This is a genomic window from Polynucleobacter sp. MWH-Jannik1A5 (assembly GCF_018881795.1).
GTDB lineage: Bacteria > Pseudomonadota > Gammaproteobacteria > Burkholderiales > Burkholderiaceae > Polynucleobacter.
The window spans coordinates 1,785,944-1,810,899 of sequence record NZ_JACVPQ010000001.1 but is presented as its reverse complement, the minus strand read 5'-3'; the positions used below and the strand labels follow the sequence as shown (position 1 = coordinate 1,810,899).

Genomic DNA, 24,956 nt, shown 5'->3' with positions numbered 1-24,956 from the left:
TCGGCAATTTCTATCAAAGTATTAGCGCGGTCTTTTAGCAACCCAACCACTTGAATAAAGTCTGGTCCAGATTCGGTATCAATACCAAGTTCATGAGCAAAAGGTTTTGTGGATTCAGCTAACTTCGCTGGATCTGCATTTTGAATGTATTGATGGTTGAGCCAAAGCAATTTTTCTGGATTATGTTGTGCTGGAGAACGCCCTAAACTTTCCAAATCAAACCAACCAACAAATTGCTCTTTGGTGAAAACTTCAGCATCGCCATGAGACCAGCCCAGGCGCGCTAAATAATTCAGAATTGCTTCAGGTAGATAGCCTGCCTTTTGGTAATCGCGCACGCTCATAGCGCCATTACGCTTACTCATCTTCTCGCCTAAATCATTCAAAACTGTTGGCAGGTGGGCATATACGGGCGGGGTACCGCCAAGCGCTTTCATGATGTTGATTTGTCTAGGGGTGTTATTGACATGATCATCGCCGCGGATGACATGGGTAATCTTCATATCCATATCATCGATCACAACGCAGAAATTGTAAGTAGGCGTACCGTCCGGCCTTGCAATGACTAGATCATCCAGCTCATCATTGCTAATCTCAATCTGCCCTTTTACTGCATCATTCCAGATGACTGAACCGCCAATGGGGTTCTTAAAGCGAATAACCGGATTAACTCCCTCGGGAATTTGTGGCAATGTTTTTCCAGGCTCCGGTCTCCAGAGTCCGTTGTAGCGCGGCTTTTCTTTATTAGCCATTTGTTGATCGCGCAATTGATTGAGCTCTTCCTCGCTCATATAGCATGGATAAGCCAATCCGGCATCAAGCATCTGCTTTACCACTTCTCGGTAGCGATCAATCCTCTGCATTTGATAAATAGGGCCCTCATCTAAATCTAAGCCCAGCCAAGACATGCCTTCGATAATGACGTCCACTGCTTCTTGTGTGGAGCGCTCAAGGTCAGTATCTTCAATGCGAAGAATGAAGTCACCCTTATTGTGACGCGCAAATGCCCATGGATAGAGCGCGCTGCGAAGATTTCCCAGATGAATAAAGCCCGTGGGACTAGGGGCGAAACGTGTACGAATATGCATAAATCACATTATCTCAGGTCGGCAATCCCGGGACTAAATCTCAAAAAAAGTGGATACTTTGCCTTATGAATGAATTGCTTGTATTTATGTGTGATGGTGCTCCAGTTAGGGGTGAAATCGTCTCAATTGGAAGTGCCTGGCAGGCCGTTTTAGAGCGCCGCAATGACCCCCCGGCTGTGCGCCGAATTCTGGGTGATTTTGTGGGTGCTGCCACCCTATTAAGCGCCAGTCTCAAGTTTGATGGAACTTTGATTATTCAGGCGCAAAGCAAAGGACCGATACAGCTGCTGGTAGTGGAATGCAAATCCGATCTATCGATGCGAGCTACCGTCAAATTATCGGTAGATCCTTCTGAAATTGCAGCCGATGCAACGCTTGCTGAACTTCTCGATGTCACCCAAAGCGGAAGACTTGTCATCACGCTAGATCCATCTGATCGCGAACCAGGCCAAGCCCCCTACCAAGGCATTGTAGCCTTGCAAGATCATCAGGGCTCTGTGATTAAGCCGGTCTCAAGCGCGGCTGAAGCTATTGCCTTATATATGCAGAACTCCGAGCAATTAGATACACGAATTTGGCTTGCATCTAGTGATACGCATGTCGGTGGTTTATTGCTGCAGCGCTTGCCTAATTCAGGGGGACATGCCCACCTTGATCCGCAGGTGGCGGCCGAAGGTTGGTCCCGCATTCAAACACTTGGTGAAACCATTACTGACGAAGAGCTACTAACCCTTCCCCCTGAGACAATTTTGAGGCGCTTATTCCTGGAAGAGTCTGCTGAAAACGGCGTACGCAGCTTCCCTGCTCGTCCTATTCGGTTTTCCTGCAGATGCTCGCGCAGTAAGGTGGCCGATATCTTGCGCATGCTTGGTGAGGAAGAAGTTCAAAGCATTCTTGCTGAACAAGGCGCTGTCGAAACTGTTTGTGATTTTTGCGCAAAACCCTATCGCTTTGATGCGGTTGATTGCCTGCAAGTGTTCAAAACAGATTTACTTAGTGACGCTACTCGTCCGCCCTCTAGCGGCCACTAATCAGTATTACTGCTTAGTAGCTTTTGCATCACCTGTTTTATCCGCAGGCAAAATTTGCACGAAGAACTCGCCCTCTTTAATGAGGCCATGCTCAACACGGGCACGCTCTTCAATTGCTCGGGTTCCGTCTTTGAGATCTTTCACATCGCCAGCTAGCTTGGCATTGCGCAGAGCTAAGAGGCTATTTTTAGCCTCTTGAAGCTCTACCTGACGCTCCATCTCATATACCTTAAGCCATCCACCCTTACCCAGCCAAAGCGGGTACTGGATTGCTATTAGCAATACCAGCATGGAGTAGATGACAATCCGCATCGCTATAAAATCTTAAAATTAGCGCTTCAGGTTATAAAAAACAGACTTACCAGGGTAGGTTGCTACATCACCCAAGTCTTCTTCAATACGCAACAATTGATTGTATTTAGCAATACGATCAGAGCGCGATAAAGAACCGGTCTTAATTTGACCTGCATTGGTTCCTACTGCAATGTCAGCGATAGTGCTGTCCTCAGTTTCACCAGAGCGATGTGAAATCACAGCAGTGTAATTTGCACGCTTAGCCATCTCAATAGCTGCAAATGTTTCTGTCAGGGTACCAATTTGATTAATCTTAATCAAGATTGAATTAGCAATACCCTTTTCAATACCTTCTTTCAGAATGCGTGTATTGGTAACGAATAAATCATCACCAACTAATTGAATTTTCTTGCCAAGTTTTTGGGTGATATCAGCCCAGCCGTCCCAGTCGCTTTCATGCATACCATCCTCAATTGATACGATTGGGAATTGATCAGCCAAGTTACCAAGGTAGTCGGAGAACTCACTTGAGCTCAATTGCAGGCCTTCCCCAGCCAAATGGTATTTGCCATCCTTGTAGAATTCGCTGGCAGCGCAATCAAGAGCTAATAAAACATCTTCACCTGCTTGATAGCCTGCGCCTTCAATAGCTTTCATAATGGTTTGCAAGCATTCATGATTACTCTTAAAGTTTGGAGCAAAACCGCCTTCATCACCTACGGTAGTTGGCATTCCTTGTGCACCCAAAATCTTTTTGAGCTCATGGAAAATTTCTGCGCCACAACGTAATGCATCACGGAAATTTTCAGCGCCAACTGGCATCACCATAAATTCTTGAATATCCAAACTGTTATTGGCATGTGCGCCACCATTGACGATATTCATCATTGGGACAGGCAATTGCATGCCGCCAGAACCGCCAAAATAACGATACAAAGGTAGGCCAGCCTCTTCAGCGGCTGCTCTCGCAACAGCCATCGAAACAGCTAATGTTGCATTGGCACCTAAACGCGCCTTGTTATGAGTACCATCCAATTCAATCAGAGTGCGATCTAAGAAGGCCTGCTCGCTTGCGTCAAGACCAAGAATCGATTCAGCGATTTCAATATTGATATTTTGAACGGCTTTGAGAACACCCTTGCCTAAGTAGCGAGCCTTGTCTCCATCACGCAATTCAATCGCTTCGCGTGAGCCTGTAGATGCTCCTGAAGGAACAGCTGCGCGACCCATAACACCAGATTCAAGCAAAACATCGCATTCAACTGTTGGGTTGCCGCGTGAATCCAGAACTTCTCTACCGATGATGTCAACAATGGCGCTCATGCACCTTCTCCTTAAAACAATATGAAATGGGTTTAAATAACTTACTTAAAGCTATCTTCTAAAAACGTTCCGGTTGATTTAACAACATCGTCAATTGCAAGCAATGATTGCAGCAGGTCTGTCATGCGGTCTAACGGCACCGCATTAGGGCCATCAGATAATGCTTTCGCAGGATCTGGATGGGTCTCCATGAAGAGGCCGCTGATACCAACAGCCACTGCTGCACGGGCTAAAACGGGTACAAACTCACGCTGACCACCACTAGAGCTACCTTGACCGCCAGGCAATTGAACCGAATGAGTAGCATCAAAAACTACAGGCGCCTTGGATTCACGCAAAATTGCCAAGCTACGCATATCAGAAACAAGGTTGTTGTAACCAAAAGAAGCGCCGCGCTCACAAACCATAAATTGATCCAGAAGATTCATTTCCGCTGCTGCAACACGAGCTTTTTCAATCACATTAAGCATCTCGTGTGGAGAAAGGAACTGACCCTTCTTAAAATTTACAGGCTTACCGCTTTGGGCGCAGGCCCGTATGAAATCGGTTTGTCTGCAAAGAAAGGCAGGTGTCTGCAAAACATCCACAACGCTAGCTACATCTGCAATCTCGCTGATGTCATGTACATCTGTGAGAACCGATACACCAACTTGTTTTTTGACTTTAGCCAGAATCTCCAATCCCTTTTCCATTCCTAAACCACGGAACGATGTGCCCGACGAACGATTGGCTTTATCAAACGAAGATTTATAGATAAAAGGAATTTTTAAAGTCGAGGTAATTTCTTTTAACTGACCGGCAATATCAATCGCAGACTGCTCAGACTCAATGACGCAAGGTCCAGCAATTAAAAAGAAGCGACGATCTAAACCAACGTCATACCCGCATAGCTTAAATGTGCTCATATTTTTCCTTTATGCAGCCTGCTTTTCAGCAACGTTTTGATGCTCTAGTGCAGCTGTAATAAATGCCGAGAACAAAGGATGTCCATCTCGCGGAGTGGAAGTGAATTCTGGATGAAACTGAACACCAAAGAACCATGGGTGGATAGATGCTGGTAATTCCATCATCTCCGGCAATTCTTCATTAGGTGTTCTGGCAGAAATAATCAGGCCAGACTGTTCAAGCTGAGGAACGTAGGTGTTATTTACTTCGTAGCGATGGCGATGGCGCTCATTGACTTCAGATCCATAAATGCGGTGGGCCAGAGTGCCTGCTTTAACAGGGCAACGTTGCGAACCAAGGCGCATCGTGCCACCTAGGTCGGAATCATTGGTGCGTTTCTCTACACGCCCTTCTCTATCTAGCCACTCTGTAATAAGAGCAACCACAGGCTGCTCTGCCTGTTGATCAAACTCGGTGCTATTCGCCTTACTGAGATTTGCAACGTGGCGGGCAAATTCAATAACAGCTAATTGCATTCCAAGACAAATACCTAAATAAGGCACATTATTTTCTCGAGCAAAACGAATTGCCGCAATCTTGCCCTCTGTACCGCGCTTACCAAAGCCGCCAGGAACCAAAATAGCGTCTAGCTGCTTCAAGCAATCTACGCCATCTTTTTCAATTACTTCTGAATCAATGTAGTTGATATTGACACGCGTATGCGTGTGAATACCTGCATGACGCAACGCTTCAATTAGTGACTTATAGGATTCAGTTAACTCAACATATTTACCGACCATGCCAATAGTCACTTCATGCTGAGGGTTGGCCATTTCGTAAACCAGATTAGCCCATACAGAAAGGTCTGCCGGTTTTGCTTTAAGGTCAAGTTGTCTGCATATCAACTCATCCATGCCCTGTGCGTGCAGCATTTCAGGAATCTTATATATCGTATCCACATCCCAAACTGAAATGACAGCTTCTTCACGGACATTAGAGAAGAGAGAAATCTTCGCACGTTCATCTTCGGGGATCGGGCGATCTGCGCGGCAAAGCAATACGGTTGGCATGATGCCAATCTCGCGTAACTTTTGCACTGAATGTTGGGTAGGTTTAGTTTTTAACTCGCCGGCGCTGTTGATATATGGCACGAGAGTCAAATGAACAAAGGCGCAGTCGTTGATCGGCAAGCGTAAGCTCATTTGCCTTGCTGCTTCTAAAAACGGAAGAGATTCAATGTCACCGACAGTCCCGCCAATCTCGCAAATAGCCACATCTGCTTTGCCATCGTGACTTGCTTTAGCGCCGCGCTCTACAAATGCTTGAATCTCATTAGTAATGTGCGGAATCACTTGGACTGTTTTTCCTAAGTATTCACCACGACGTTCTTTGCTAATGACAGATTCATAAATCTGTCCAGTAGTGAAGTTATTGCTTTTGCGCATCTTGGCTGATACGAAGCGCTCGTAGTGACCTAAGTCCAAGTCGGTTTCTGCACCATCTTCAGTTACAAAAACCTCTCCGTGTTGGAGTGGGCTCATAGTGCCCGGGTCAACGTTGATATATGGGTCTAATTTTAGGAGGGTGACTTTCAGGCCGCGGGATTCGAGAATCGCGGCAAGCGAGGCAGCTGCGATTCCTTTCCCTAAAGAAGAAACCACACCACCAGTGACAAAAACGTATTTGGTCATCGCTTAAGCTCTGTTGGAAAAAGTAATTATAACGACAGAGGATCAATCCACGACAAAACTGGAAATCAGTAATATGGGCTTTCTTACTTCAATTTGGCTATTTTTTGACCCTATGCGCCTTCTATTTACCGTTCTCTTAACCCTCCTTTCCCTCTTTTATTTCCTCCCATTTGCCATCGCTTTTAATAAGAAAAGAGCCAATTCAGGCGCTATCTTTGCCTTAAATCTATTCCTAGGCTGGTCGCTGGTTGGTTGGGTCGTCGCCTTAGTTTGGGCCATGAAGGATGAGAAAGTCCTTTAAAGCGGGTCCGAATAACCCTATCCCGAGCCTATGGAATATAGGATTTATTGCGGAAAAACCCTTATTTTTTAACAATTTAACCCTTTAAGAGCAATTTAGCCTTTCAAAGTCTTATATAAGACTTAAATAAGTAACTATAATTACCCTAATCGGGAGAAAATTCCCTTTTGGCCTTTCTATTGACCACTTTTACCTCATAGGAAACACAATGTTAGAAGCCTATAACGCCCAAGTTGCTGAACGTGCCGCCCTTGGCATCCCTGCTCTACCTTTGACCAAAGATCAGACTGCTGAATTGGTTAAATTGCTAATAAATCCACCTGCTGGCAAAGAGGCTGAGCTTATTGAGTTAATCACAAACCGCGTTCCTGCTGGCGTTGACGAAGCGGCAAAAGTAAAAGCTGAGTTTTTAGATACGGTCGCTAAAGGAACGGTCAAATCCCCTTTAATTACACGAGTCAAAGCAACTGAATTGTTGGGCACCATGCTCGGCGGTTACAACATTAAACCGCTAGTAGAGTTATTGAGTGACGCCGAATGTGGTGCAGCAGCTGCAGCTGCACTCAAGAAAACATTGTTGATGTTTGACTACTTCCATGATGTTCAAGAGATGGCGGAAAAAGGCAATGCTAATGCTAAGTCAGTATTGCAAAGCTGGGCTGATGCCGAGTGGTTTACAAGTCGTCCAGCTGTTCCAGAGAGCATGAAGCTCACTGTATTTAAAGTAACCGGTGAAACCAATACTGACGATCTATCCCCTGCTCCTGATGCTTGGAGCCGTCCTGATATTCCTTTGCATGCAACAGTGATGTTGAAGAACCCACGTCCAGGCATTGAACCGGATGACACTGGCGTTCGTGGCCCAATGAAGCAAATCGCTGAGTTACAGAAAAAAGGCAACCAAATTGCTTATGTAGGCGACGTTGTTGGTACTGGCTCATCCCGTAAATCAGCTACCAACTCTGTGTTGTGGTGGACTGGCGTTGATATTCCTTTTGTACCAAATAAACGCTTTGGCGGTGTTTGCTTGGGTACAAAAATTGCTCCGATCTTCTTTAATACTATGGAAGATGCTGGCGCATTGCCGATTGAGCTTGATGTTTCTGATATGAATATGGGCGATGAGATTGAACTCCGCCCTTATGAAGGTAAAGCCTTTAAAAATGGTAAAGAAATTGCTTCTTTCTCACTCAAGTCACCAGTGATTCTGGATGAGGTTCGTGCAGGTGGTCGCATACCTTTAATCGTAGGCCGTGGTCTTACAGCTAAAGCACGCGCAGCACTTGGTTTGCCAGCTTCTACTGAATTCCGCATTCCTGTTAGCCCTCCTGATAACAAAAAAGGTTTCAGCCTGGCTCAGAAAATGGTTGGCCGTGCTTGTGGATTGCCAGAGGGTCAAGGCGTTCGCCCTGATACGTATTGCGAGCCACACATGACTACAGTAGGCTCACAAGATACTACTGGTCCAATGACCCGTGATGAGTTGAAAGACTTAGCTTGCTTAGGATTCTCTGCAGACTTGGTAATGCAATCTTTCTGCCATACATCCGCATATCCAAAACCAGTAGACATTCGCACGCACCATGAGTTGCCAGCATTTATGACTAACCGTGGCGGTGTTGCATTGCGCCCAGGTGATGGCGTAATTCACAGCTGGTTAAACCGTTTGCTCTTGCCTGATACCTGCGGTACCGGTGGCGATAGTCATACTCGCTTCCCAATTGGCATCTCCTTCCCTGCTGGTTCAGGACTGGTGGCATTTGCTGCCGCTACTGGCGTTATGCCTTTGGATATGCCTGAGTCTGTATTGGTTCGCTTCAAAGGAAAAATGCAGCCCGGCATCACATTGCGTGACTTGGTTAATGCGATTCCTTTGTATGCCATCAAAAAAGGTTTGTTAACTGTTGAAAAACAGAACAAGAAGAACGTTTTCTCTGGCCGCATCCTGGAAATTGAAGGTCTACCTGACCTGAAGGTTGAGCAAGCATTTGAATTATCTGATGCTTCTGCTGAGCGTTCTGCAGCGGGTTGCGCGATTCAATTAAGCAAAGAGCCAATCATCGAGTACATGCGTTCAAACATCACATTGATGAAGTGGATGATTGCAAATGGCTACGAAGATAAGCGCACTTTAGGTCGTCGCATTAAAGCAATGGAAGCTTGGATTGCCAAGCCGGACTTACTTAAGGCCGATGCAAATGCTGACTATGCTGAAGTAATTGAAATCGACATGAGCGAAATCAAAGAGCCGATCTTGGCCTGCCCTAACGATCCAGATGATGTGAAATTCCTGTCTGAAGTTTCTGGCGAGAAAATTGATGAAGTATTTATCGGCTCTTGTATGACAAACATCGGGCACTTCCGCGCAGCAGGTCAAGTTCTCCAAGGCAAAAAGGATATGCCTACTCGCTTGTGGGTAGCTCCTCCAACCAAGATGGATCAAATGATTCTGACCGAAGAAGGCTATTACGGCATTCTGGGTGCTACAGGTGCTCGCATGGAAACTCCAGGCTGCTCACTTTGTATGGGCAACCAGGCGCAGATCCGTAAAGGCTCTACTGCAGTCTCTACATCAACGCGTAACTTCCCGAATCGTTTAGGTATCGATACTCGTGTGTATTTGGCTTCTGCTGAGCTTTCAGCTGTTGCAGCACTCCTGGGTCGCCTACCAACGCCGCAAGAGTATTTTGAGCAAGTTGAATCCTTGAATGCTAAATCTGGTGAAGTTTATAAATACATGAACTTTGACAAGATCAAATCATTTAGTGATGTTGCAGATACAGTAACTGTGTAAGTTGGTATTTCAGCACTCCTTCGTGAGTGCTGAATATAAAAAGGCGATCTGTTGATCGCCTTTTTTGTTGCCTTAGATTTCTGATCGTTTAAATAGAAAGCTTTGATTCTTGGCGCGCATTCTCGCGACTGATACCAGAAACCCACTTATTGGTAGGCAATCCGGTCTTCTCAAGAATTAATTTTGCTCGCTTGGAGACATCTTTCCATTCAGCCTCAAGCCTAGGCCCCTTAAAAGCGATGGCAACAACGTTGCAATCATGAGACTCAGGAAATAGCAGTACCCTGTTATCAAATGCTTCGCAGATGTTCTTTAAATTCACTTCAAAACTTTTATGACGAGAAAATAAATTCACAGTCAATACGCCTGGACCTTTCAGAATATCAAAGCAGCCTTTATAGAACTCTAAAGAACTTGCCGCAGGACCATCGCAGATAGCATCATACAAATCCACCTGAACAGCATCAAACTGACCGCGGTACTTTTTATCCTTAACAAACTTTTTCGCATCCGTTTGGAGAGTTTCTAATTTACGGTCGTCATCGGGCGTAAAAAACATGGATCTAGCCGATACGATTACTGCAGGATTGAGTTCTACTACAGTTGTCTTCACGGCTGGGCAATAACGATGCTGAAATTTGGTCAATGCACCAGTACCTAAACCTAATTGGGCAATCCGCATCCCAGGCTTGGTTTCCAAAAACAATAACCAGGCCATCATCTGCTGGTTGTACTCAAGATAAATCTCATCAGGGTCGCGTAAACGCATTGCCCCTTGAATTAACTCAGTGCCAAAGTGCAAATAGCGTATGCCACCACTTTCAGAAAATGTAACCGGTTCCATCTGTAGCGAGATTATTTCGCCCAATTGCGGGCATTACGGAATAGACGCAACCAAGGGCTAGCGCCGTCTGGCGTGTTCAACCAGTCAGGCGGACACCAACTCATCTGCGCCGCTCTAAATACGCGCTCTGGATGAGGCATCATCACCATAAAGCGACCATCAGGAGTAGTAACACCTGTTAACCCGTCTGGGGATCCATTTGGATTCATTGGGTAGGTTTCCGTTGGATTACCTTGGTGATCAACAAACCGGAATGATGCCAAGCCCTGCTTTTGAATCTGCTCTAAATTACCTTGCTGGATAAAGTTGGCGTAGCCTTCACCATGAGCGATCGCAATTGGAATTTGACTGCCTTCCATGCCTTGAGTAAAGATCGACGGGGAAGACATGACTTCCGCCATAACCAAACGCGCTTCGTACTGCTCTGATTGATTGCGGGTAAATTTAGGCCAAGCTTCTGCGCCCGGAATGATTCCCGAAAGATTGCTCATCATTTGACAACCATTACAGACTCCTAATGCAAAGCTGTCCTGGCGATTAAAAAATGTAGAAAATTGATCACGCAGCTGTTGATTAAAGAGTATGGTTTTGGCCCAACCCTCACCAGCACCTAACACGTCGCCATAACTAAATCCGCCACAAGCGATTAAGCCTCTGAAATCTTCGAGCTTGGCCTTGCTGCTGAGCAAGTCAGACATATGGACGTCATAACTATCAAAGCCAGCCCAGTTTACGGAATAAGCCATTTCTACATGAGAGTTCACACCCTGCTCTCGCAAAATAGCAACTTTAGGGCGAGCGTTTTTAGCTATGAAAGGAGCTGCTATATCATCTGCGACATCAAACGTGAGTTTTGGACTCATGCCTGGATCAGAGATGTTATCTAAGAGTGCAAATTCACTATCAGCACAAGCTGGGTTATCGCGCAAGCGAGCTATTTGATAGCTGGTATTAGCCCACATCTTTTGGAGCACTTCACGCGGCTCTGCAAAAATATTCTTTGCATCACGCCAAATTTCAATACGGCCATTCGTGTTTGGCTTACCAATGACGTGACTGTAAGCACTCAGACCCAACTTCCTGAGCACTGCAAATACGGCATCACGATCTTCTTTTCGGACTTGAATAACGGCACCAAGCTCTTCGTTAAATAAAGCACGCATAGTTTGCTCATGACGACGCCCTGAAACTTGTTGAGCCCAGTTCTTAGCATCGCCGTAGTCGGGCTCTTGCCCTGCATCCATGGCAATCATGTCTACGTTCATAGAAATGCCGCAATGTGAGGCAAATGCCATTTCCGCAACGCAGGCTAACAATCCGCCATCAGATCGATCGTGATAAGCCAACAGCTTGCCTTCTTTACGAAGTTCAATGATTGCAGACGCTAAGGATTTGAGATCTTCTGGATGATCGACATCAGGAGAAGATTTTCCAGATTGATCTAAAACTTGAGCCAAAATACTGCCGGCCATGCGATTTTTTCCACGGCCCAAATCAATTAATATGAGCTCAGTCTCCATGGGAGATCCTGCTTGATTCTTCAATTGCAGAAGCGGTGTTAATGTCTTACGTACATCTTGCACAGATGCAAATGCGGAAATAATTAATGAAACCGGGGCAACCACTTTTTTAGATTCATTACCGTCTTGCCAAGCAGTAGACATAGATAAAGAATCCTTGCCTACCGGAATAGAAATTCCGAGCGCAGGACATAACTCCATACCAACCGCTTTCACAGAGTCATACAGCTTGGCATCTTCACCGGGCGCTCCACAGGCAGCCATCCAGTTTGCTGAAAGTTTTACGCCTTGAAGACTGGTGATATCTGCAGCCAATAAATTAGTAATGGCCTCACCAACAGCCATACGAGCTGCAGCAGGAGCATTGATGACGGCTAGCGGAGTTCTTTCGCCCATAGACATCGCTTCACCACGATAGCCCTTGTAGTCCATCATGGTGACTGCACAGTCAGCGACAGGAACCTGCCATGGTCCAACAAATTGATCACGGGCATTTAGACCGCCCACAGTTCGATCGCCAATCGTAATTAAGAATGATTTGCTAGCGACAGTTGGTTGTTGCAAAACCCAAGCAATTGATTGCGCTAAATCCGCATCAGTCACATTTAATTCTTTAAATTCTTGTGCGACCCGTTTGACATCCCGATGCATCTTGGGAGGCTTACCCAAAAGGACCTCCATCGGCATATCAATAGGCGATGCTGCATCAGTATCAGCAGCTTGCTTAGTATCACTTAATGTCAGTTGACGTTCCGCAGTAGCTTCCCCAACAACTGCGAATGGGCAACGCTCACGTTCACAGAAAGATTTAAACAAATCTAAATCTTTTGCATCAATTGCTAGAACATAGCGTTCTTGAGATTCGTTGCACCAAATTTCCGCAGGACTCATGCCACTTTCTTCTAGCGGCACACTACGAAGTTTAAAAGCAGCCCCCAACCCGGCACCATCAGCCAGCTCTGGAAATGCATTGGAAAGACCACCTGCACCAACGTCATGAATAGAGACGATTGGATTATTCTCGCCAAGCGCACGGCAAGCATTAATGACTTCTTGCGCCCTGCGCTCCATCTCTGGGTTACCGCGTTGTACTGAATCGAAATCCAGATCCGCAGTATTGGTACCAGTAGAAACTGAGCTACCAGTAGCACCGCCCATACCAATTCGCATTCCAGGGCCGCCAAGTTGAATTAGGAGGTGACCTGCTTGAATTGATTTTTTAGCGGTGTGAATCGAATCAATACTGCCTATACCGCCGGCAATCATGATGGGCTTGTGATAACCGCGACGAGTACCATCTAAAGTTTGCTCAAAAACTCGGAAGTAACCACCCAAGATCGGCCTACCAAACTCATTATTGAATGCAGCTCCGCCTAGTGGGCCTTCAATCATGATTTGCAAAGGTGTGGCGATGCGCTCTGGCTTGCCATATTGCTCAGCTTCCCATGGCAAAGCTGTGCCCGGGATATTTAAGTTGGATACGGAGAAGCCGGTAAGACCTGCTTTAGGTCGGCCGCCAATACCCGTTGCGCCCTCATCTCGAATCTCACCACCGGCACCGGTAGATGCGCCAGGAAATGGTGCAATCGCTGTGGGATGGTTATGAGTTTCTACCTTCATTAGGGTGTGAACTAAACGCGTATCTTTTTCATAGCGATGATCTGCCCCCTGCGGAACCCAAGTCTCAGCTTCGCATCCGGCCATCACGGCTGAATTATCAGAGTACGCAACTATCGTTCCTTCTGGTTGTAATTGATGCGTATTGCGAATCATGGCGAATAAAGAACGCTCTTGATCGTCACCATCAATTGTCCAGCTGGAATTAAAGATCTTATGACGGCAGTGTTCGCTGTTTGCCTGAGCAAACATAATCAACTCAACATCAGATGGATTACGTTGAAGACGAGTAAAGCTTTCGGCGAGGTAAACCACCTCATCATCCGATAAAGCAAGACCTAATTCTTGGTTTGCCTTATCAAGCGCCACCCTACCTTCAGTCATCACAGGTATACGTGCTAATGGCTTATCTTCTAATGATTGGTATAAAGCATTTGCTGCGTCTGTTGAATCAATAACTGTTTCAGTCATCCTGTCATGAACTGCAGCAAGCACCAATGCTTTTTGTTCTGGAGTTAGTGTCTTTTTGCTCTTCCAAGAAAACTGTACGCCACGCTCAAGACGCAGAACATCTAAACCACATTGACGAGCAATATCCGTTGCCTTACTAGCCCATGGCGAAACAGTTCCAAATCTAGGAATAACAATCGCACACTGATCTTCTGATTTGCCTGCTCCGAACCAAGACTTACCAGGATTAATTTTTGAATGAAATGGCTGACCATAGGTCAATAGACTGGCCATGACCTCTTGGTTTTTGGCATCCAACTCCGCTGGGGACCAAATAAAATGAAGGTATTGAGCTTCAATAGACTCAAGATCAACCCCTTGGGTGGCCAAAGAAGCTAAAAGGCGCTGTTGGCGGAAGGGGGAAAGCGCATCTGCGCCAGGCAAAAAGTGGAAAAAAGACATCCCTAGATTATAAGGTTTTGCCTACAGTAATCGGCCGCCCTGAAGGTGTAACTGCCGTTGGCACCGATCCGCCAAGGCCTGGTCATGGGTAACCAAAATTAAGGTCGATTTATTGGCCCGATTTAGCTCAAAAAGGAGCTCAATAACCCGGTTTCCACTAAGTTCATCCAAGCTCCCAGTTGGCTCATCGGCAAACAAAATGGAAGGCTTCATGATGAAAGCCCTTGCTAGGGCTACGCGTTGCTGCTCTCCACCAGAGAGCGTTTTGGGGAAATGGTTGGCTCGCTCCTCCAGGCCTACCTGCCCAAGCCAATGCAGGGCATTCTCTTTGGGCAATTCTAGTCCGTTGAGTTCGGCAGGGAGCATCACATTTTCTAACGCAGTGAGGTGCGGCAAGAGTTGAAAGGATTGAAAGACAAAGCCTACATTTTTCCCTCTTAAGAGCGCCCTACCATCTTCGTCTAAATCATTGAGGTTTTGAGAGACTAATTCCACATGTCCGCTAGTTGGCGTATCTAAACCAGCTAGCAGACTCAGTAAGGTACTTTTACCAGAGCCAGATGCTCCCGTAATGGCAACGCTCTCGCCCCGAAAGACATCAAAGCTAATGTCGTGCAAAATAGTTAACGATCCGTCACTAGATAAAACTTGTTTACCTAGGCAAATCGAACTAAGGACCTTTGTTGGAATACTCATAAATGAATCAATATATTGGGTTGAGTTTCTTGAGTAAAAAAATGAGAGCGCTAACATCTGCTATTGCTCTATTTTGCCTGTTTATTTCCTTTGGCACAGTAGCCCAGACAAAGCAGACCATTCTGGTGATGGGTGATAGCCTTTCAGCCGAATATGGTCTCGCACGTGGGACTGGCTGGGTCAAATTACTGGAAGAGCAACTACAGAAACAAGGCAGTCCTTGGACTGTTTTCAATGCCAGCATTAGCGGCGAAACCAGCTCTGGTGGCCTCTCTAGATTACCCAAACTACTAGAGCAAAAGAAGCCGGGTATTGTGTTTCTGGAGCTTGGAGGAAATGATGCATTACGCGGACTATCGATCCAGGAGTCTGAAAGGAATTTGCGCAAGATGATTGCGCTTAGCAAGCAATCTGGCGCAAAAGTATTGCTTTTTGGAATGCAGATTCCACCCAACTATGGGCAGGACTACGCAAAGCAATTTAAGGATATTTATACAAAACTGTCACAACAAGAGAATGTGGAATTACTACCCTTCTTTTTAAATGGTGTTGCCTCAGACTTGAGTCTGTTTCAAGCTGATCGGATTCATCCCAATGAAAAAGCGCAATCCATTCTCTTTAAAAACGTATGGGGCGCTATGGCCCCATATCAAATATTGCTTAAAAGTAACTAACCTAGCTGCCCGATCCTGAGGACATTGGCTTGAGAGGATTGATCACCTTAACGCCAGCAACGTCACGCCAGTAGGACATAAATCCTGCGAATTCAGACTGAGCTGCTAGGGCCTGAATTTGCTGGGCTTGAGCTTTATGTGCCTTTGCATCCACGCCTGTAGGTTGACGGACTTGATCCACTCGATACAAGGTAGTTCCAACGCCTGGATTACTTACGGATACAAGGGCTGGAAATTTATCGGGATTAATTGACATCACTTGATCTAGTGCGCCGCCCACTAAATTGCCAGGTTTATTTCTGGAAACCCAAGTTGGACTAGCAAAACCAGAAGCGCCCTTAGGATCTTTTTCAATAGCAGCATAACGATCGGCAGCTGCTTTAACTGCTAACTTTTCTGCTAAACGCTGACTTACTTGACGCTTCACTTCTGCAGCAACATCTTTATACGGCAAAGTTTGTGCCGGATGGAAAGTCACCACTCGAGCAGAAACAAATACACCTGGAGAAGTTTGTACAGCTTCAATATTGCGCTTGTTCTTAACAGCCTCATCACCAAACAAAGATTGAACTACCTTAGGATTGGCTAGAGGATGGTTTCTGGCAACGCCTGGAGCACCTGAACGCGTTACACCCTTTTGCGTCTGAACACTCAGCTTTAATTTATCCGCCGCCGGTTTAAGGCTATCGGATTGGTCATAAGTCATGTTGGCAAACTGATCGGCCTTCTCGCTAAATACTTTGGCATCTTCCTTAGGGTCAGCCTTAAGGACGATGTACTCGACATCCACAAACTCTGGAGTCTCAAATAATTTAGCATTTGCGGTATAGAAGGCTTGCAGCTCTTCTTCTGTAGGACTTACCTTGGATAAGTATTCTTTGGCATCAAATGACATGGCCTGTACTTGACGTTCAGTCTCATACAAAGTCGAGATAATTTCAGCTAATTTGGGATTGGCAATTTCAGTACGCGCCACTGAGTTAACTAATTGGCTAATTTTTAAATCAAAGGCTTGGCTGGCATAAAACTGCTCTTCATTTAAACCGTTACTTGCTAATAATTGCTTGAAACGAACATTATCAAAGCTGCCGTCTTGTTTATAGAGAGCGCGAATCTGAGGAATATTTTGCAAGCTTTTAATTAAAGCCTCTTTACCAACTTGCAAACGAAGGTCGCCCACAGCAAAACCCAAAATACGTTGCTGTAAAAGTTCATTCAAGATTGCCTGTCTAAACTGCAAGCTTTGTGCGATCTGCGCATTGCCACCAACGCGCTCAGCCTGACGTTTAGCTGCTGATTCAACCTCTTGTGCAGTAATCGGCTTGCCATTAATTTTGACGAGATCCGTTTCTTTATCTAGAAAACTGGAATAGCTGGAGATGCCAAAAAAAGCAAAAGAAGGAACAATCAACAGCATCATTACAAATTGCAGTAATCGTTGGTGCTTACGGACGGTATCAAACATGTAAAAGTTCGCTAGTAAAAAAGATGAATACTAGGAGTGTACTAGGGTAAAGCGGCTTGGCATTGAAATGCCTGAGTAGGCTTGGATAGGAAAAACTGGCAATAATTTGGTGGGCGCTGAGAGGCTCGAACTCCCGACATTCTGCGTGTAAGGCAGACGCTCTACCAACTGAGCTAAGCGCCCCAAAATATTACAAGGTGAGATTGTAACCTAAGCGAGGCTTTGGGGTAGATTTTCCGCTAGCCCAACCTCAATAAATGAAGTCAAACTAGCGAAAAATCGCCCTATTTTCAGTGCTTAAGAACGTCTGGAGCAGCACTTTTTTCGCTAGCCTTACTTGCTTCAGCAGCTTTTTTTGCCAACTCTTCAGGGGTGGGATCAGGCAATGCTTCTGGCATACGTTCTAATGCCAACTCCAGAACCTTATCAATCCAACGAACCGGAATAATCTCAATTGCATTTTTGACGTTATCTGGAATGTCAATCAGATCCTTCACATTCTCTTCTGGGATCAAGGCCAACTTAATGCCGCCGCGATGTGCTGCAAGAAGTTTTTCCTTCAGGCCTCCAATAGGCAAAACCTCACCGCGCAGGGTAATTTCACCTGTCATCGCTACGTCTGATCGAATTGGAATCCCAGTAAACACAGATACCAAAGCAGTTGTAATCGCGATGCCAGCCGATGGGCCATCTTTAGGAGTAGCGCCATCTGGGAAGTGAATATGGATATCCTTCTTCTCAAAAGATTCATCCGCAATGCCAAGACGTTTAGCTCTAGATCGAACCACTGTGCGAGCTGCTTCAACCGACTCTTTCATGACGTCACCAATAGAACCGGTGCGAGTGATAACGCCCTTACCAGGCATCACAGCAGCTTCAATAGTGAGCAAATCTCCGCCCACCTCAGTCCATGCCAAACCAGTGACTTGTCCGACTTGGTTTTCTTTACCAGCCAAACCAAAGTCGTACATACGCACGGAGAGGAACTTCTCCAAGTTATCTGCATTGACAACCACTGGAGCTGCCTCTTTCTTCAAGAGCAAAAGCTTGACTACCTTACGGCAGATCTTGCTGATTTCACGCTCTAGAGAACGTACGCCAGCCTCACGCGTGTAGTAACGGATCATGTTCCGTACAGCGCTATCTTCAATCTTGAGTTCGTCTTTTTTCAGGCCATTATTTTTGATTTGCTTAGGAATCAAATAATTAACGGCAATACTGGTTTTTTCATCCTCCGTATAGCCAGCTAGACGAATGATCTCAAGGCGATCTAAGAGAGGGCCTGGAATATTTAACGAATTCGAAGTCGCCACGAACATCACATCCGATAAATCAAAATCCACTTCGACATAGTGATCTTGGAAAGTGTGATTTTGCTCCGGATCCAACACCTCCAACAAGGCGCTAGCTGGGTCTCCGCGGAAATCCATACCCATCTTATCAACCTCATCCAAGAGGAATAAAGGATTACGCACACCAACCTTAGTAAGACTTGTCAAAATCTTGCCTGGCATTGAGCCAATATAAGTCCTACGATGACCGCGAATCTCAGACTCGTCGCGCACACCACCTAAGGCCATGCGCACAAATTTTCGATTGGTGGCACGCGCAATGGATTGACCAAGTGATGTCTTGCCAACACCAGGAGGACCTACTAAACAAAGAATCGGCGCCTTCACACGATCAACGCGTTGCTGAACTGCGAGGTACTCCAAGATACGTTCTTTCACCTTATCCAAGCCATAGTGATCTTCGTCTAACACTTTTTCAGCATTGGTGAGGTCGTTGTTAATCTTGGTTTTTTTCTTCCAAGGTAAATTCACGAGCGTATCAATAAAGTTGCGAATAACCGTAGCCTCTGCTGACATTGGTGACATCAACTTGAGTTTCTTAAGCTCTGACTCAGCTTTCTTCAAAGCCTCCTTAGGCATGCGTGCGGCTTTGATACGCTTCTCTAGCTCCTCAAGATCAGCACCCTCTTCGCCCTCGCCTAATTCTTTTTGAATCGCTTTAACTTGCTCATTTAAGTAGTATTCGCGTTGGCTCTTTTCCATCTGACGCTTCACGCGTCCACGAATGCGCTTCTCCACTTGCAAAATATCGATCTCACTCTCTAAATCAGCAAGCAAGCTCTCTAAACGCTGAACGACATCTGTCATTTCCAGCAAGCGCTGTTTCTGCTCAAGCTTCACAGGCAAATGCGCACATATAGTGTCAGCCAAGCGACTTGGATCATCAATTCCACCTAATGAAGACAGGATCTCCTGAGGCACCTTTTTGTTTAGCTTTACGTATTGATCAAACTGCGCCATGATTGCTCGACGCAATGCCTCTGTTTCATGTGCATCAATGGCGTTAATAGCGGTTGGTGTTGCCTCACAATTGAAGTAACCAAGGCTATCTTCAATTTGACTTACTTCAGCGCGCTGCACACCCTCAACCAACACTTTTACAGTGCCATCGGGCAATTTCAACATTTGCAAAATATTGGCAATACAGCCAACCTCGTAGAGGTCTTCAATAACAGGCTCATCCTTAGCGGCCGCTTTTTGGGCTACTAAAAGTACATTTTTGCCAGTTTCCATAGCCGCTTCAAGGGCTTTAATAGATTTTGGGCGACCCACGAATAACGGGATCACCATATGGGGGAACACAACTACATCCCTTAAAGGGAGTAAAGGTAGTTGAATGGGTTCAGAGGGTAGTAATAAGTGGCCAGGCATGGGGCAAATCCTCCAAAGTAATCAAACCTCAAAAGTCCTCTTTAGTAGCAGTTAAACCGCTAGCCACTAAATACAGACATTATTCATGAGTAGCATACTACCTATATGGGTAGGCTTAAGAGAAAAACAAGGGGTAAAAAGACAAAAAAGGGGCAAAAATGCCCCAAAAATAGCGAAAACCCTAAGAATTTAGGCTTTTTTGCTCAAATCTGCCTGTTCAGCGTCTTGCTTGTAGACCAAAAGTGGTTTTCCACCCTCAGCGATGCTGCTTTCATCAATGACGACTTTTTGGACATTCTTGAGTGATGGCAGGTCGTACATGACATCCATCAAAGAGCCTTCAAGAATGGATCTGAGGCCACGAGCACCTGTTTTGCGCGCAATTGCCTTTTTAGCGATAGCAGATAGAGCCTCACGACGCACTTCGAGCTCAGAGCCCTCCATGGTCAACAGAGCCTGATATTGCTTAACCAAAGCATTTTTAGGCTCAGTTAGAATCTGTATTAAAGCCTCTTCATCCAATTGGGCCAAAGTAGCCACAACCGGCAGACGACCAATTAACTCTGGAATCAAGCCAAACTTAATCAAGTCTTCTGGCTCCACTTCGATCAAGAGGTCGCTTACGCCGCGATCATCTTTACCTGGAACGGTTGCATTAAAACCGATGCCGGTTTTAGCGGTGCGTTGTTGAATGGCCTTTTCAAGACCATCAAAAGCGCCGCCGCAAATAAACAAAATATTAGTTGTATCTACTTGCAAGAAATCTTGATTCGGATGTTTGCGGCCACCTTGTGGCGGCACAGAAGCCATAGTGCCTTCAACCAGCTTTAACAGCGCCTGCTGAACGCCTTCACCTGAAACATCACGAGTAATCGATGGATTATCTGACTTACGTGAAATCTTATCGATCTCATCAATATAGACAATCCCGCGCTGTGCTTTTTCTACGTTGTAGTCGCAAGCTTGCAATAACTTTTGAATAATATTTTCAACGTCTTCACCAACATAACCCGCTTCAGTCAATGTCGTTGCATCGGCCATCACAAATGGGACGTCTAACATACGGGCTAGTGTTTGCGCTAAAAGCGTTTTACCTGAACCGGTAGGGCCAATTAAAAGAATATTGCTCTTAGCCAACTCAACGCCATCAACCATTGCTTTGGCGGGAAGCTTAGATTCTTTCTTGTCGGCAGTCTCTACTGGCTTGCCGTCTTTGTCCAACTTCTCTTTTTTAGACTTAGGCAAATACTGCAAGCGCTTGTAGTGGTTATAGACCGCTACAGCTAGTGTTTTCTTAGCGTGATCTTGACCAATAACGTATTGATCTAAGTTTTCACGAATTTGATGCGGTGTTGGCAAGGAGTCATCACCATCTTCCTTGGGGAGCTTGGCAATCTCTTCTTGAATAATATCGGTGCAAAGGTCTATGCACTCATCACAGATAAATACAGATGGGCCAGCAATGAGTTTTTTTACTTCATGCTGACTCTTGCCGCAAAAAGAACAATACAGAACTTTATCTGATGAATTAGTTGTGTTTGTATCACTCAAAATGGGCTCGATAAATATTGGATAAGAAAATTAAGGGCGCTTCTCGATAACTTTGTCGATCAAACCATAATCACGGGCTTGGTCAGCAGACATAAAGTTATCGCGATCAGTGTCTTTAGCAATAGTTTCGATAGATTGACCGGTACGATCAGCCAAAATTTTATTTAAGCGTTCACGTAGGTACAGAATTTCACGAGCTTGAATTTCGATATCAGAGGCTTGACCGCGCGCACCACCCAAAGGCTGATGAATCATTACACGGGAATTTGGCAAGGCATAACGCTTACCTTTTTCGCCGGCGCACAAGAGGAACGCACCCATGCTTGCAGCCATACCCATGCACAATGTGCTGACATGAGGCTTAATAAATTGCATCGTGTCATAAATTGCTAAGCCAGCTGAAACAGAACCGCCAGGAGAATTAATGTACAAAGAAATTTCTTTATCTGGGTTTTCACTCTCAAGAAACAACAACTGAGCAATCACTAAGTTAGCAGTTTGATCATTTACTTCGCCAACCAAAAAGACAACGCGCTCACGCAGTAATCTGGAGTAGATGTCGTAAGCACGCTCACCTCTACCAGAGGTTTCAATCACCATTGGAACCAAGCCCAAGCCTTTTGGTTCTAGATTTTCAGACTGAGAATGGTTATGGATCATTTTGAAACCTCTTATGGGTAAATGGATGACTTAATTTATAACTTAGTTTAGCTTGCTGAGTTCTTCAAAGGTAACGGCCTTATCGCTTACCTTGGCTTGAGACGTGAAATATTTAATCACGTTATCTTCAAGCACTAGGTTTTCGATGTCCTTTAAACGGCTTGGATTGCTGTAGAACCAACGAACTACCTCTTTAGGATCTTCGTAAGTTGCTGCTTGCTCATCAATTTCCGCCTTAATTTGGTCAGCGGTAGCGGCCAAATTTTGCTTCTTAACTAGTTCACTCAAGATCAATCCAAGACGAACGCGCTTCGTAGCTTGCTCCGCAAAGATCTCTACTGGAATTGGGGCATCCTTTGCATTAGGAACGCCGCGCTGCATCAAGTCTTGACGAGCATTCTCAACCAAACGCTCTTGCTCTGAGGCAACGAGAGATTTAGGAACATCCAACTCACATAAGTCATTGAGCTTATCCATGACTTCATTTTTCATTAGAGAAGTAATGCGACGTTTTACTTCGCGATCTAAATTCTCTTTTACTTCAGCGCGCATTTTTGCAACGCCACCTTCAGTAACACCTAATGACAATGCAAATGCGTCATCAACGGCTGGTAGATGGGCCCAATTAACGGCCTTAACCGTGATAGTGAACTCCGCAGTCTTACCGGCAACATCTTTACCGTGGTAGTCAGCGGGAAAGCTTAAGGGGAAGGATTTGCTCTCGCCAACTTTTAGACCTAAGGTAGCTGCTTCAAATTCAGGAAGCATGCGACCTTCGCCCAATACATATTCAAAGTTTTCCGCTTTACCGCCAGCGAATTCAACGCCATCGATCTTGCCAACAAAATCGATCACAACTTGGTCGCCTGCTTGTGCCGCAGTATTAGAGCCGCCGTCGCCATGGGCACCAGCCTCACCGCGCGCGTGGTAATGGACTTGCTGTTTACGCAATACATCTAAAGCGCGGTCAATTTCGGCTTCGCCAATATCTGTTGTGTACTTACTTACTTCAGCTTTACTAAAGTCGCCAATCTTTACTTCTGGCAATACTTCAAAGAAGGCATCAAACACAACCTTCTCTGCTTCGAGCTCACTCTTAGGCTCTAGACGAGGTTGGCCAGCTAAAGCCACACCTTCCTTTTGTGCCATCTCATAAAAGAGTTCAGCTGCTTTATCGAATTGCAATTCGAAATCAATTTGCATGCCGTGTTGTTTTTCAATAATGTTCTTTGGAACCTTGCCTGGACGGAAGCCGGCCATCTTCATGGTCTTACCAACTTTAGCCAAGCGGGCCTCGCGCGCTTTTGCCAAATCGGCACGAGCGAACTCCAAAGTCATTTTGCGGTCTAGTGAACCTAAATTTTCTATCTGCACAGCCATTCTCGTCTCTTAATTGAAGATCTGGAAATGTGAAGTCCAAGCCAAGTAGCAATCTTGTGGTGCGAGGAGGGGGACTCGAACCCCCACACCATTTCTGGCGTCAGGACCTAAACCTGGTGCGTCTACCAATTTCGCCATCCTCGCGAATATCCGCAAACTGCCAAGCCTAGACTTCACTCTAAAGACCGTAATTCTACAATGCCTAGGGTTTTAGAGATTGTTTTAGGCCTTGTAGAGCAAAGCTACTGCATGTACAGCGATGCCCTCTCCCCTGCCCAGGTGCCCAAGGGATTCGTTGGTCTTGGCTTTAAGGTTGACATGGCTTGGGGTAACGGCCAAATCGGCCGCAATATTACGGACCATTTCTGGCAAAAAATCGGCCAATTTTGGCTTTTGGCAGATGATGGTGGCATCAACATTGCCTATTTGAAACCCTGCCGCCTGAACCTTCTGAAGGGCTGCTCTGAGCAAGATTCGGCTATCCATATCCTTGAACTGAGGATCCGTATCCGGAAATAACTGCCCGATATCATTTAATCCAGCAGCGCCTAATAAGGCATCCGTTAGAGAATGCAAAAGAGCATCTGCATCAGAATGTCCCAATAAACCCTTTTCAAAAGGAATATGAACACCCCCTAGGATGAGTTTGCGATCAGGAACTAAGGCATGAACGTCATAACCCTGGCCAATGCGAAACTGTGGAATATGGTGATTGCTTTGGGTCATATTTGATCTTTACTTAGCTCGTGCATTTAACAGTAGCTGCATCAGCTCCCAGTCTGCAGGATGGGTTACCTTGAAATTGCGGGCGACACCTTCAATTAGCAATGGCTTAACACCGACTAACTCTATTGCACTGGCCTCATCTGTTACATCAGCTTCAAGACGAATGGCGCTTTCTAGAGCATCGTGTAACTGCTTTAAACCAAACATCTGCGGGGTTTGTGCTTGCCAGAGATGTTCGCGGGGAATCGTTCTTTCCGAGTGTGGGATGTTTCCAGCTACTACTGAATCCAGATCTGCTTGCTTAAGAGTATCCGCTAAAGGCACGGCCAATATGCCGCCAGCATTTGCTGCTTCAACCGTGTGAATTAACTTCTCTATGAGTGCAGGTGTTATCCCTGGTCTAGCCGCATCGTGAACCAAGATCCAATCATCATCAGGGACGCCTGCTTTGAGCATTGCAGCTAATGTATTTCTAACCGTCTCTTGCCTGGTTGGTCCACCCGTTGGCAAAAATTGAATCTGATGAGCGCCATTAGCAATTACTTGCAAAATGGGGTTATCAATAAACCCAGGGTTCACGCCAATCCAGATTGACTCCACTTGAGGGGTGTTTAAAAAAGCTTCTAGCGCATAGCAAAGCATTGGCTTTCCTGCCAACTGCTGAAATTGCTTAGGGAGCTCTCCACCGAGACGTGAGCCTGTGCCCGCTGTTGGCAAAAGCGCATGACATTTCTTTTTTGAAGGATTTCCTGGAGCCATACCTGATTCTATAATGAGCCTA

Annotated in this window: 19 protein-coding genes and 2 tRNA genes; 4 read left to right on the top strand and 17 right to left on the bottom strand. The window is 45.7% G+C overall.

What is annotated here, in order from left to right; all coding sequences use genetic code 11:
• Positions 1-1,088: glutamate--tRNA ligase (gene gltX, locus ICN23_RS09125; protein WP_255532746.1), on the bottom strand; the 1,088-nt coding region annotated here is incomplete at its 3' end.
• A 65-nt stretch (positions 1,089-1,153) separates the two neighbouring features.
• On the opposite strand from gltX, the gene ICN23_RS09120 reads away from it, so the two are divergent.
• On the top strand, positions 1,154-2,119 hold the full coding sequence (locus ICN23_RS09120; RefSeq protein ID WP_216231821.1) for an Hsp33 family molecular chaperone HslO: 966 nt from the start codon (positions 1,154-1,156) through the stop codon (positions 2,117-2,119).
• 6 nt (positions 2,120-2,125) lie between these two features.
• Here ICN23_RS09120 and ftsB read toward each other — a convergent pair whose 3' ends face one another.
• From ftsB to ICN23_RS09100, 4 genes are read right to left on the bottom strand one after another with little or no spacing between them, the layout of a single operon-like run.
• Positions 2,126-2,431 carry a cell division protein FtsB gene (gene ftsB, locus ICN23_RS09115; RefSeq protein WP_216231820.1) on the bottom strand — a complete coding sequence of 102 codons (306 nt, stop codon included), beginning with the start codon at positions 2,429-2,431 and terminating at the stop codon, positions 2,126-2,128.
• Positions 2,432-2,449: 18 nt separating this feature from the next.
• Positions 2,450-3,736: a phosphopyruvate hydratase gene (gene eno / locus ICN23_RS09110; RefSeq protein WP_216231819.1), complete on the bottom strand. Its 1,287-nt coding sequence runs from the start codon at positions 3,734-3,736 to the stop codon at positions 2,450-2,452.
• Positions 3,737-3,777: 41 nt separating this feature from the next.
• Complete coding sequence (gene kdsA / locus ICN23_RS09105) at positions 3,778-4,641, bottom strand: 3-deoxy-8-phosphooctulonate synthase (protein WP_216231818.1); 864 nt, start codon at positions 4,639-4,641, stop codon at positions 3,778-3,780.
• A gap of 9 nt (positions 4,642-4,650) precedes the next feature.
• Positions 4,651-6,312 (bottom strand): CTP synthase, encoded by a 1,662-nt coding sequence (locus ICN23_RS09100; protein WP_216231817.1) that lies wholly within the window; start codon positions 6,310-6,312, stop codon positions 4,651-4,653.
• 13 nt (positions 6,313-6,325) lie between these two features.
• Between ICN23_RS09100 and ICN23_RS09095 the strand changes: the two genes are divergently transcribed.
• Positions 6,326-6,613, top strand: coding sequence for a superinfection immunity protein (locus ICN23_RS09095; protein WP_255532745.1), 288 nt, complete (start codon positions 6,326-6,328; stop codon positions 6,611-6,613).
• 208 nt (positions 6,614-6,821) lie between these two features.
• Complete coding sequence (locus ICN23_RS09090) at positions 6,822-9,407, top strand: bifunctional aconitate hydratase 2/2-methylisocitrate dehydratase (RefSeq protein WP_216231816.1); 2,586 nt, start codon at positions 6,822-6,824, stop codon at positions 9,405-9,407.
• Between the two features lie 88 nt (positions 9,408-9,495).
• On the opposite strand, the gene ICN23_RS09085 is transcribed toward ICN23_RS09090, so the two are convergent.
• The 3 genes from ICN23_RS09085 to ICN23_RS09075 form a co-directional block, all read right to left on the bottom strand.
• Positions 9,496-10,176: a spermidine synthase gene (locus ICN23_RS09085; protein ID WP_255532744.1), complete on the bottom strand. Its 681-nt coding sequence runs from the start codon at positions 10,174-10,176 to the stop codon at positions 9,496-9,498.
• 86 nt (positions 10,177-10,262) lie between these two features.
• Complete coding sequence (gene purL / locus ICN23_RS09080) at positions 10,263-14,300, bottom strand: phosphoribosylformylglycinamidine synthase (protein WP_216231814.1); 4,038 nt, start codon at positions 14,298-14,300, stop codon at positions 10,263-10,265.
• Between the two features lie 21 nt (positions 14,301-14,321).
• On the bottom strand, positions 14,322-14,996 hold the full coding sequence (locus ICN23_RS09075) for an ABC transporter ATP-binding protein (protein ID WP_216231813.1): 675 nt from the start codon (positions 14,994-14,996) through the stop codon (positions 14,322-14,324).
• A 41-nt stretch (positions 14,997-15,037) separates the two neighbouring features.
• On the opposite strand from ICN23_RS09075, the gene ICN23_RS09070 reads away from it, so the two are divergent.
• Positions 15,038-15,670 carry an arylesterase gene (locus ICN23_RS09070; RefSeq protein ID WP_255532743.1) on the top strand — a complete coding sequence of 211 codons (633 nt, stop codon included), beginning with the start codon at positions 15,038-15,040 and terminating at the stop codon, positions 15,668-15,670.
• Position 15,671: 1 nt separating this feature from the next.
• Here the strand turns inward: ICN23_RS09070 and ICN23_RS09065 are convergent, their stop codons facing one another.
• From ICN23_RS09065 to ispD, 9 genes are all read right to left on the bottom strand, one after another.
• The gene (locus ICN23_RS09065) at positions 15,672-17,135 is read right to left on the bottom strand and encodes a peptidylprolyl isomerase (RefSeq protein WP_216231811.1); all 1,464 of its coding nucleotides are present in this window, start codon (positions 17,133-17,135) and stop codon (positions 15,672-15,674) included.
• 107 nt (positions 17,136-17,242) lie between these two features.
• Positions 17,243-17,318 (bottom strand) — tRNA-Val (locus ICN23_RS09060).
• A 107-nt stretch (positions 17,319-17,425) separates the two neighbouring features.
• Entirely contained in the window at positions 17,426-19,858 is a 2,433-nt protein-coding gene (lon, locus tag ICN23_RS09055) for an endopeptidase La (protein ID WP_216231810.1), read from the bottom strand.
• Between the two features lie 189 nt (positions 19,859-20,047).
• Positions 20,048-21,409: an ATP-dependent Clp protease ATP-binding subunit ClpX gene (gene clpX / locus ICN23_RS09050; RefSeq protein WP_216231809.1), complete on the bottom strand. Its 1,362-nt coding sequence runs from the start codon at positions 21,407-21,409 to the stop codon at positions 20,048-20,050.
• 30 nt (positions 21,410-21,439) lie between these two features.
• On the bottom strand, positions 21,440-22,069 hold the full coding sequence (gene clpP, locus ICN23_RS09045; RefSeq protein ID WP_068322825.1) for an ATP-dependent Clp endopeptidase proteolytic subunit ClpP: 630 nt from the start codon (positions 22,067-22,069) through the stop codon (positions 21,440-21,442).
• Between the two features lie 42 nt (positions 22,070-22,111).
• Positions 22,112-23,449, bottom strand: a complete 1,338-nt coding sequence (tig, locus tag ICN23_RS09040; RefSeq protein ID WP_216231808.1) for a trigger factor — start codon at positions 23,447-23,449, stop codon at positions 22,112-22,114.
• A 57-nt stretch (positions 23,450-23,506) separates the two neighbouring features.
• Positions 23,507-23,593: transfer RNA gene (locus ICN23_RS09035), tRNA-Leu, on the bottom strand.
• A 78-nt stretch (positions 23,594-23,671) separates the two neighbouring features.
• Complete coding sequence (gene ispF / locus ICN23_RS09030; RefSeq protein ID WP_216231807.1) at positions 23,672-24,175, bottom strand: 2-C-methyl-D-erythritol 2,4-cyclodiphosphate synthase; 504 nt, start codon at positions 24,173-24,175, stop codon at positions 23,672-23,674.
• Positions 24,176-24,184: 9 nt separating this feature from the next.
• Entirely contained in the window at positions 24,185-24,934 is a 750-nt protein-coding gene (gene ispD / locus ICN23_RS09025) for a 2-C-methyl-D-erythritol 4-phosphate cytidylyltransferase (protein ID WP_216231806.1), read from the bottom strand.
• Positions 24,935-24,956: the final 22 nt, after the last annotated feature.

Bases quoted from the DNA above. Each gene is read 5' to 3' on its own strand.
- ICN23_RS09120 (WP_216231821.1), top strand. From the start codon at position 1,154: ATGAATGAATTGCTTGTATTTATGTGTGATGGTGCTCCAGTTAGGGGT.
- ftsB (WP_216231820.1), bottom strand. From the start codon at position 2,431: ATGCGGATTGTCATCTACTCCATGCTGGTATTGCTAATAGCAATCCAG.
- eno (WP_216231819.1), bottom strand. From the start codon at position 3,736: ATGAGCGCCATTGTTGACATCATCGGTAGAGAAGTTCTGGATTCACGC.
- kdsA (WP_216231818.1), bottom strand. From the start codon at position 4,641: ATGAGCACATTTAAGCTATGCGGGTATGACGTTGGTTTAGATCGTCGC.
- ICN23_RS09100 (WP_216231817.1), bottom strand. From the start codon at position 6,312: ATGACCAAATACGTTTTTGTCACTGGTGGTGTGGTTTCTTCTTTAGGG.
- ICN23_RS09090 (WP_216231816.1), top strand. From the start codon at position 6,822: ATGTTAGAAGCCTATAACGCCCAAGTTGCTGAACGTGCCGCCCTTGGC.
- ICN23_RS09085 (WP_255532744.1), bottom strand. From the start codon at position 10,176: ATGCGTTTACGCGACCCTGATGAGATTTATCTTGAGTACAACCAGCAG.
- purL (WP_216231814.1), bottom strand. From the start codon at position 14,300: ATGTCTTTTTTCCACTTTTTGCCTGGCGCAGATGCGCTTTCCCCCTTC.
- ICN23_RS09075 (WP_216231813.1), bottom strand. From the start codon at position 14,996: ATGAGTATTCCAACAAAGGTCCTTAGTTCGATTTGCCTAGGTAAACAA.
- ICN23_RS09070 (WP_255532743.1), top strand. From the start codon at position 15,038: ATGAGAGCGCTAACATCTGCTATTGCTCTATTTTGCCTGTTTATTTCC.
- ICN23_RS09065 (WP_216231811.1), bottom strand. From the start codon at position 17,135: ATGTTTGATACCGTCCGTAAGCACCAACGATTACTGCAATTTGTAATG.
- lon (WP_216231810.1), bottom strand. From the start codon at position 19,858: ATGCCTGGCCACTTATTACTACCCTCTGAACCCATTCAACTACCTTTA.
- clpP (WP_068322825.1), bottom strand. From the start codon at position 22,069: ATGATCCATAACCATTCTCAGTCTGAAAATCTAGAACCAAAAGGCTTG.
- tig (WP_216231808.1), bottom strand. From the start codon at position 23,449: ATGGCTGTGCAGATAGAAAATTTAGGTTCACTAGACCGCAAAATGACT.
- ispF (WP_216231807.1), bottom strand. From the start codon at position 24,175: ATGACCCAAAGCAATCACCATATTCCACAGTTTCGCATTGGCCAGGGT.
- ispD (WP_216231806.1), bottom strand. From the start codon at position 24,934: ATGGCTCCAGGAAATCCTTCAAAAAAGAAATGTCATGCGCTTTTGCCA.